10 protein-coding genes are annotated in these 7,364 nt (G+C 64.9%); 6 read left to right on the top strand and 4 right to left on the bottom strand.

The features are described 5' to 3' along the window. The first annotated feature begins 126 nt into the window (after window positions 1–126). From clpX to G0A00_RS15615, 6 genes are all read left to right on the top strand, one after another. Entirely contained in the window at window positions 127–1,392 is a 1,266-nt protein-coding gene (gene clpX, locus G0A00_RS15590) for an ATP-dependent Clp protease ATP-binding subunit ClpX (protein ID WP_066101455.1), read from the top strand. Between the two features lie 87 nt (window positions 1,393–1,479). Beyond that, window positions 1,480–2,013 carry a hypothetical protein gene (locus G0A00_RS15595; protein ID WP_164182589.1) on the top strand — a complete coding sequence of 178 codons (534 nt, stop codon included), beginning with the start codon at window positions 1,480–1,482 and terminating at the stop codon, window positions 2,011–2,013. Window positions 2,014–2,019: 6 nt separating this feature from the next. Then, on the top strand, window positions 2,020–2,382 hold the full coding sequence (locus G0A00_RS15600) for a RidA family protein (protein WP_066101449.1): 363 nt from the start codon (window positions 2,020–2,022) through the stop codon (window positions 2,380–2,382). A gap of 82 nt (window positions 2,383–2,464) precedes the next feature. Further along, complete coding sequence (locus G0A00_RS15605; protein ID WP_066101446.1) at window positions 2,465–2,848, top strand: NADH:ubiquinone oxidoreductase subunit NDUFA12; 384 nt, start codon at window positions 2,465–2,467, stop codon at window positions 2,846–2,848. Between the two features lie 4 nt (window positions 2,849–2,852). Continuing rightward, the gene (mlaD, locus tag G0A00_RS15610) at window positions 2,853–3,302 is read left to right on the top strand and encodes an outer membrane lipid asymmetry maintenance protein MlaD (RefSeq protein WP_066101443.1); all 450 of its coding nucleotides are present in this window, start codon (window positions 2,853–2,855) and stop codon (window positions 3,300–3,302) included. After that, a complete protein-coding gene (locus G0A00_RS15615) occupies window positions 3,299–3,670 on the top strand; it encodes a DUF2155 domain-containing protein (protein WP_235953119.1) in 372 nt (123 codons plus the stop codon). Before mlaD ends, G0A00_RS15615 begins: the two co-directional genes overlap by 4 nt. Here the strand turns inward: G0A00_RS15615 and aat are convergent. The 4 genes from aat to G0A00_RS15635 form a co-directional block, all read right to left on the bottom strand. Further along, window positions 3,634–4,269, bottom strand: coding sequence for a leucyl/phenylalanyl-tRNA--protein transferase (gene aat, locus G0A00_RS15620; protein ID WP_164182587.1), 636 nt, complete (start codon window positions 4,267–4,269; stop codon window positions 3,634–3,636). The two genes, G0A00_RS15615 and aat, sit on opposite strands and share 37 nt — an antisense overlap. A 66-nt stretch (window positions 4,270–4,335) precedes the next feature. Continuing rightward, on the bottom strand, window positions 4,336–5,688 hold the full coding sequence (gene accC / locus G0A00_RS15625) for an acetyl-CoA carboxylase biotin carboxylase subunit (RefSeq protein ID WP_066101431.1): 1,353 nt from the start codon (window positions 5,686–5,688) through the stop codon (window positions 4,336–4,338). Between the two features lie 9 nt (window positions 5,689–5,697). Further along, window positions 5,698–6,186 (bottom strand): acetyl-CoA carboxylase biotin carboxyl carrier protein, encoded by a 489-nt coding sequence (gene accB, locus G0A00_RS15630; RefSeq protein WP_164182585.1) that lies wholly within the window; start codon window positions 6,184–6,186, stop codon window positions 5,698–5,700. 191 nt (window positions 6,187–6,377) lie between these two features. After that, window positions 6,378–7,133, bottom strand: coding sequence for a hypothetical protein (locus tag G0A00_RS15635; protein ID WP_164214212.1), 756 nt, complete (start codon window positions 7,131–7,133; stop codon window positions 6,378–6,380). Window positions 7,134–7,364 lie beyond the last annotated feature (231 nt).

Genomic DNA, 7,364 nt, shown 5'->3' on the forward strand with positions numbered 1-7,364 from the left:
CGCGGCAATTTTGACATTGTGGACCGGAAAGCCCTGTCTTAGACTTTCCGGACTAGGCAGAGACGATAGGCCTTGTTGGGGCAACGGCCCTGACGCTTGAAACCCAAAGGCCTGGAAAGGTGTGATATGGCGACGAACTCCGGCGGCGACAGCAAGAACACCCTGTATTGCAGCTTCTGCGGCAAGAGCCAGCACGAGGTACGCAAGCTGATCGCGGGACCGACCGTCTTCATCTGCGACGAATGTGTCGAGCTCTGCATGGACATCATTCGTGAGGAAACCAAGGGCGCTGGCCTGAAATCCTCCGAAGGTGTGCCCACGCCGCGCGAGATTTGCGACGTGCTCGATGACTACGTGATCGGCCAGATGAAGGCCAAGCGCGTGCTCTCGGTGGCAGTGCACAACCACTACAAACGGCTCAACCACTCGCAGAAAAGCGGTGACATCGAGCTGGCGAAATCCAACATCCTGCTGATCGGCCCGACCGGCTGCGGCAAGACGCTGCTGGCGCAGACGCTGGCGCGCATTCTTGACGTGCCCTTCACCATGGCTGACGCGACCACGCTGACCGAAGCGGGCTACGTGGGCGAGGATGTCGAGAACATCATCCTGAAGCTGCTTCAGGCAAGCGAGTATAACGTCGAACGCGCGCAGCGCGGCATCGTCTACATCGACGAAGTCGACAAGATCACCCGCAAGTCCGAGAACCCCTCGATCACCCGCGACGTGTCGGGCGAGGGCGTGCAGCAGGCGCTGCTGAAGCTGATGGAAGGCACCGTGGCCTCGGTTCCGCCGCAGGGCGGCCGTAAGCATCCGCAGCAGGAATTCCTGCAGGTGGACACCACGAACATCCTGTTCATCTGCGGTGGCGCCTTTGCCGGTCTCGACCGGATCATCGCGCAGCGCGGCAAGGGCTCTGCCATGGGCTTTGGCGCCGATGTGCGCGATCCCGAAGAGCGGGGCGTCGGCGAGGTGTTCAAGGACCTCGAGCCCGAGGATCTGCTGAAATTCGGCCTGATCCCGGAATTCGTTGGCCGTCTGCCGGTGATCGCAACGCTGGAAGACCTCGATGAGGACGCGCTGGTCACCATCCTGACCCAGCCCAAGAACGCTCTGGTCAAACAGTACCAGCGCCTGTTCGAGATGGAGGACAGCCAGCTGACCTTCACCGACGACGCGCTGCTGGCCATCGCCAAGAAAGCGATTGCCCGCAAGACGGGTGCGCGTGGCCTGCGTTCGATCCTCGAGGGTATCCTTCTGGACACGATGTTCGAGCTTCCGGGCATGGATGACGTGACCGAGGTGGTGGTGAACGAGGAATCGGTCAATGCTGACGCCAAGCCGCTCCTGATCTACGCAGATCCCAAGAAAGAACCTGCGTCGGCCGGGTAAGGCAGTGGGATGAGGTAACACCGGTATCAGTTCATGGCTTGGATCGTAGCCCAGCTTGTTCAGAACGCATTGAGGATGCTTGCCGTCGTGGCAGGCATCTTCTTTTTGGGGGGATGGGCGTGGTTCGCCTATTTCGCAGGCCGAGAGGCCGAAGCACGCAGCCTGCCCATGGCGGGCGCGGGCCTGCACACGCAGGGCGGCGGCACGGGCGCGGGACCCTCTTCCGCCGATGAAGACATGCTTGCGGGCAAGCTCTTTGGTGGCCTCCTGCCGATCGAGGCGGTGCTGGCCAGCAAAGCCTATGCCGATGCCATGGACGGCGGCTGCACCTATGCGATCATCCGGACCGGGGGCGGCATCGCCCAGACCCCGCCTACCTCGGGGGTGGGCAGTGCTTGGTGGGAACGGTTCGGCGGCGACTGGCGGCAGACCCCGTCGATTGGCACTGGGCGCGAGCCTCTCGATGCCTGCAGCGGTGAGTGGGATGGCGCATTGACCGAAGAATTGCGGCAGGCTCTGGACGCGCCGGGCAATTGGTATATGCGCGATGGCGTGGGGACGGATCTCCACATCTATTCCGCAACCGACCGGATCGCCGCGCGCATCCGGTATGGAGACTGACAGATCATGACAATCAGGCGTATTTCGTCCGGCGGCGAGTTCGAGGCGAAGATCGGGTACTGCCGCGCGGTGGTCGCCGGCGGTTTCGTGCATGTGGCCGGAACGGTAGGGCAGGGCGACACGGTGGTCGATCAGTGCCGCGCGGCGCTGGCCACCATCGAAAAGGCGCTGGCCGAGGCCGGAGCAAGCTTTGCCGACGCGGTGCGGGTGACCTACTACCTGCCCGACGCATCCGAGTTCGAGCCCTGCTGGCCGCTGCTGCGCGAGGCCTTCGGTGCCAACCCTCCGGCGGCGACGATGATCGAGACGGCGCTGATCGATGCGAAATATCGGATCGAGATCGAATTGACCGCATTGGCACCGGCCTGAGCGCGTTGCCCCGCGCCGTCGCGGCTGGACCTCGGCGGCGCTTTTGGTCATACACGTGTCAGGACTAAGCGAGGAGTCGTCCATGGGCATTCTCAACACGCTGCTGCGGGCCGTTACCTGGTGGAACGGGGCAACGCTGAACACGCAGCTCTATACCTCTCGCAAGGGCCAGCGCGTCGGCGAGGATGAGCAGGGCAACGTGTTCTACCAGACCAAGGACGGCAAGCGCCGCTGGGTGATGTACAACGGCGAGGCCGAGGCCACGCGCGTCAGCCCCGATTGGCACGGCTGGCTGCATCATACCTTCCCGCATCCGCCGACGGAAAAGCCGCTGGCGCACAAGAGCTGGGAAAAACCCCATATCGAGAACCTGACCGGCACAGCGCTGGCCTATGCCCCCAAGGGCTCGATCCGCCGCCCGGAACCGGCCCCGCGCCGGGACTACGAGGCGTGGAGCCCGGAATAACCCCATGACGCACACTGCCACCGAGGTCTTGGTCGGCGGCGTGGTGCTTGCCGGTGCCATCGCCTTTGGCGCCTATGCGGTCAGCGCCACGGGCTTTGCCTTTGGCGGCGCCGATGGCTACCCGCTCAGCGCCTCTTTCCGCTCGCTCGAGGGTGTGTCGGTGGGCAGCGACGTGCGGCTCGCCGGGGTCAAGGTAGGCTCGGTGACCGGCATCTCGCTCAATCCCGAAACCTACCGCGCCGACATGACGCTTGCGATGAACGGCGGCGTGCAGGTGCCCGACGACAGCGCGATCGTGATCTCTTCCGAGGGGCTGCTTGGCGGCAATTTCGTTGAAATCAGCCCCGGCGGCTCGCCCTTCTATTATGGCGCGGGTGATGAAATCCTCGACACGCAAGGCTCGGTCAGCCTGATGTCGCTGCTGTTCAAATATGTGGCCGGAGGCAGTGAATGACGCGTGTATTTGCAATGATCATGGCGCTGGGGCTTGGGGCTGCGGGCGCTGCAGCTGCGCAGCAGGAAGCCACCGAGACGGGCACCGGCGCCACGCTGCGCGGGCTCGACAAGCTCACCGGCAAGGTCACCGACATCCAACTGGCGAGCGGCGACAGCACGCAGTTTGGCCGCATCGAGATTGCGCTTGGGGAATGCCGCTACCCCGAGGGAAACCGTGCGGGCGACGCCTTTGCCTTCCTGACGATCCGTGAAGCGGGCAAGCCCGATCCGGCCTTTCGCGGCTGGATGATCGCTTCGTCGCCTGCGCTCAATCCGATGGATCACCAGCGTTACGACGTCTGGGTGCTGCGCTGCACCACCTCCTGACCTGACGCGGCCAGTGGAGTTCCGGCAAGATCGGGCGTCACCTCGAGGGCCATGGCAAGCTGCGCCCGATACTGGTGTCGCGGGATTTCCACCGCGCCCAGAGAGGCGAGATGCGTGGTCAGGAACTGCGTGTCGAAAAGCGTGAAGCCCGCACGGCGCAGCAGGTCTATGAGCCACGCCAGCGCGATCTTGGAGCCATCCCGGCGGCGCGAGAACATCGACTCGCCGCAGAAGGCGCCGCCGATCTCAAGCCCGTAGACCCCGCCCACAAGCGCGCCGTCCATCCAGACCTCGATCGAATGCGCGATGCCGCGACGGTGCAACTCGGTGAACAGCGCGCGGATTTCCGAGTTGATCCACGTCTCGCGCCGGTCGGCGCAGGCGTCGATCACTCCCTCGAAATCGCGGTCGAAGGTGACCTCGTAGTCATCCTTGCGCAATCGCCGCGCCAGGCTGCGTGAGATGCGGAAGCCTTTCATCGGGATCACGCCCCGCTGGCGCGGATCGACCCAGAAAATCTCGGGGTCGTCGCGATGCTCGGCCATGGGAAAGATGCCTGCACGATAGGCCTGCAGCAGGATCTCGGGCGTCAGAGTCATACGGCCCCTCCCCAAAGCTGGGAAGGGGCCGCAAAATGGTGTGCGTCCGCTCTGCTCACGTGCGGGTCAGGCGTCGGCCAGCTTGCTGGCCAGCCACTTCTCGAGCCAGTGGATCGAGTAGTTGCCGGTGAGGATATCCTCTTCCTGCAGCAGCGCCGAGAACAGCGGCAGCGTGGTGTCCACGCCATCGACGATCAGCTCGCCAAGCGCCCGGTCAAGGCGCGACAGCGCCTCTTTGCGGTCGCGGCCATGCACGATCAGCTTGCCGATGAGGCTGTCGTAATAGGGCGGGATCGAGTAGCCCTGATAGAGCGCGCTGTCCATGCGCACGCCCAGACCGCCCGGCGCGTGATACTGGGTGATCTTGCCGGGGCAGGGCGCGAAGGTGGGCAGACGCTCGGCGTTGATCCGCACCTCGATGGCGTGGCCGTTGATCTCGAGCTCTTCTTGGGTGAACGACAGGTCCATGCCGGAGGCGACGCGGATCTGCTCGCGCACGAGGTCGACACCAAAGATCGCCTCGGTCACCGGGTGCTCCACCTGCAGGCGGGTGTTCATCTCGATGAAGTAGAACTCACCGTCCTCGTAGAGGAACTCGATGGTGCCCGCGCCGGTGTAGTTGATCTTGGCCACGGCATCCGCGCAGACCTTGCCGATGCGCGCGCGCTCTTCGGGGGTGATGCAGGGGCCGGGTGCCTCTTCAAAGACCTTCTGGTGGCGGCGCTGCAGCGAGCAGTCGCGCTCGCCGAGGTGAACCGCCTTGCCCTTGCCGTCGCCAAAGACCTGAATCTCGATGTGGCGCGGCTTCTGCAGGTACTTCTCGATGTAGACCTCGTCGTTGCCGAAGGCGGCTTTGCCCTCTGCACGCGCGGTCTGGAAGGCGCGTTCCATCTCGGCCTCGTTGAGCGCGACCTTCATGCCGCGCCCGCCGCCGCCGGCGGTGGCCTTGATGATCACCGGATAGCCGATGTCGCGGCCCACCTGCTTGGCGGTCTCGAGATCGGGCACGCCGCCGTCCGAGCCGGGCACGCAGGGCACGCCGAGCGCCTTCATCGTGTCCTTGGCGGTGATCTTGTCGCCCATCACCCGGATGTGCTCGGCGGTGGGGCCGATGAAGGTGAGGTCATGATCCTCGACCATCTGCACGAAGCGGGCGTTTTCCGACAGGAAGCCGTAGCCGGGGTGGATCGCCTGCGCGCCGGTCACTTCGCAGGCCGAGATGATCGCGGGCGGCGACAGGTAGCTGTCGGTCGAGGAGGCGGGGCCGATGCAGATGGTTTCATCGGCCATGCGCACGTGCATGGCGTCGGAATCCGCGGTCGAGTGCACTGCCACCGAGGCGATGCCCATCTCGCGGCAGGCGCGGATCACGCGGAGCGCGATCTCGCCGCGGTTGGCGATGAGAATTTTATCGAACATGGCAGCCTCTTACTCGAGGATGACCAGCGGGGCGCCGTATTCGACCGGGGCGCCGTCCTCGACGAGGATGCGCTTGACGGTGCCCGCGCGCGGAGCGGGGATGTGGTTCATGGTCTTCATCGCTTCGACGATGACCAGAGTGTCGCCCTCTTTCACCTGTGCGCCGACCGAGATGAAGGACGGGGCGCAGGGCTCGGGCTGCATGTAAACGGTGCCGACCATCGGCGAGGTGACGGCGCCGGGATGCGCGGCCGGATCCTCGGGCGCTGTTTCGGCAGCGGCGGGGGCGGCGGCCGGTGCGGCTGCGGGGGCTGCGGCGGGAACGGCGACCGGGGCGGCCACCGGCGCCTGCGGCAGGGCGCGGCTGACGCGGACGTTCAGGCTGTCCTCTTCGCCATATTCACGCTTGACCTGCAGTTCGGTCAGATCGTTTTCGCGCAGAAGCTCTGCCAGGGCCTTGATGAAGGCCACGTCCGCTTCATGGTTATCTTTGCTCATGCGGTCCTCGCCGGTGTTATGCTGGTCCCGGTCTCTGCGGGGCCTGATGATTTCGCGCTTATAGGCCATGCTTTGGCGCATGAAAAGCGAGGCGAGGCGGGAAAACCGGCCATGACGACCGGCAAATGACGGGTTCGCGATCTTCGCTGCGGTGCAGAGGCTGGGGCGGTACTCAACCTCTGGCGTCGCAACTAAGTCATGCTCTCGGTTGGCGTGTGGGGTGCATTGCTGTGCGAATCAGCACGGTTGCGGATTGTCGGCCCGGCGGTGGCGTTTGCTCCCTCGGACCCCGACGCGTTGGGGCGGGCAGGCGCGGATCGCTCGGCGGTTTGGCTGGGCACAGCGGGCTGACGTTCGGGCAGGGGCGGGGTCTTGGCGATCTCGTCGGTGGCCGCTGCGGCAAACGGAGGAGCCTCAGAGCTTGAAGATGCGCTGCGGCTCGGTTCGGGAGTTTGAGCCGAGGGCTCTCGCGCGCCTGTACTCGCGTGCGGGTTGGAGCCCGCCGCGAATTTCGGCTGCGGCAGATCGGGCCGAACCGCTGTCTCTGCGTCGGTCTCTCCCTGAGTGGCGCTAGTGGACGCCTCCGCGTCGCGCCCGGGTTCCGCAGGCTCCCGGTTCGCAATCCCCTCTGCGAGCGCCTTGCCGCGCAATTCCTTCAGCAGCGCCTCGGCCTGTTCCTCAAGCAGGGCCGTAATGCGCAGTTGCATGATCGAGGGCGGCGCGACGTGGCTCGAGGGATCAGGCATCCCCGTCAGGCTGCGCCAGAAGCTGGCGGGAGGCTGGCCGTCGGCGCCATATTCCCCGCCCTGATCCGTATCGGTGGTCGATTGCTCTTTGACCGGTTGCACCTTGGTCTCCTCGGCCGTTCTGACCGGGGCGCCGGGCAAGCCGAGGGGATGCCCGGTGGCCAGAGGTGCCACCACTTGGGGAACACCGGTGAACTGCATCGAAATGCTCCGTCTGCTATCGGTCCCCACGGTCCTAGATTAGCACAGGGCAGGGCGCACGGCAGCAGGATCCGGCGGATTTTAAGGAGTTTTCGGCAAAGCGGTTAACTGCGGATTTGAGACACAATGCAAAGGGTCCCCGAAGGGACCCCTTACGAGACCTAAGGGCCGCTCTACGGCTCACCCATTGTTGGCGCGGTTTTCGATGAGGTCATCGACGACCGAGGGATC

Origin of the sequence: Salipiger sp. PrR002, assembly GCF_010500775.1 — a bacterium.
In the GTDB taxonomy this organism is placed as follows: domain Bacteria; phylum Pseudomonadota; class Alphaproteobacteria; order Rhodobacterales; family Rhodobacteraceae; genus Salipiger.

What these genes read in the sequence shown, in the direction of transcription:
- G0A00_RS15600 (WP_066101449.1), top strand. Translation starts at nt 2,020, where the DNA reads ATGACAATCAGGCGTATTTCGTCCGGCGGCGAGTTCGAGGCGAAGATC.
- G0A00_RS15635 (WP_164214212.1), bottom strand. Translation starts at nt 7,133, where the DNA reads ATGCAGTTCACCGGTGTTCCCCAAGTGGTGGCACCTCTGGCCACCGGG.
- G0A00_RS15615 (WP_235953119.1), top strand. Translation starts at nt 3,299, where the DNA reads ATGACGCGTGTATTTGCAATGATCATGGCGCTGGGGCTTGGGGCTGCG.
- clpX (WP_066101455.1), top strand. Translation starts at nt 127, where the DNA reads ATGGCGACGAACTCCGGCGGCGACAGCAAGAACACCCTGTATTGCAGC.
- mlaD (WP_066101443.1), top strand. Translation starts at nt 2,853, where the DNA reads ATGACGCACACTGCCACCGAGGTCTTGGTCGGCGGCGTGGTGCTTGCC.
- accC (WP_066101431.1), bottom strand. Translation starts at nt 5,688, where the DNA reads ATGTTCGATAAAATTCTCATCGCCAACCGCGGCGAGATCGCGCTCCGC.
- aat (WP_164182587.1), bottom strand. Translation starts at nt 4,269, where the DNA reads ATGACTCTGACGCCCGAGATCCTGCTGCAGGCCTATCGTGCAGGCATC.
- accB (WP_164182585.1), bottom strand. Translation starts at nt 6,186, where the DNA reads ATGAGCAAAGATAACCATGAAGCGGACGTGGCCTTCATCAAGGCCCTG.
- G0A00_RS15605 (WP_066101446.1), top strand. Translation starts at nt 2,465, where the DNA reads ATGGGCATTCTCAACACGCTGCTGCGGGCCGTTACCTGGTGGAACGGG.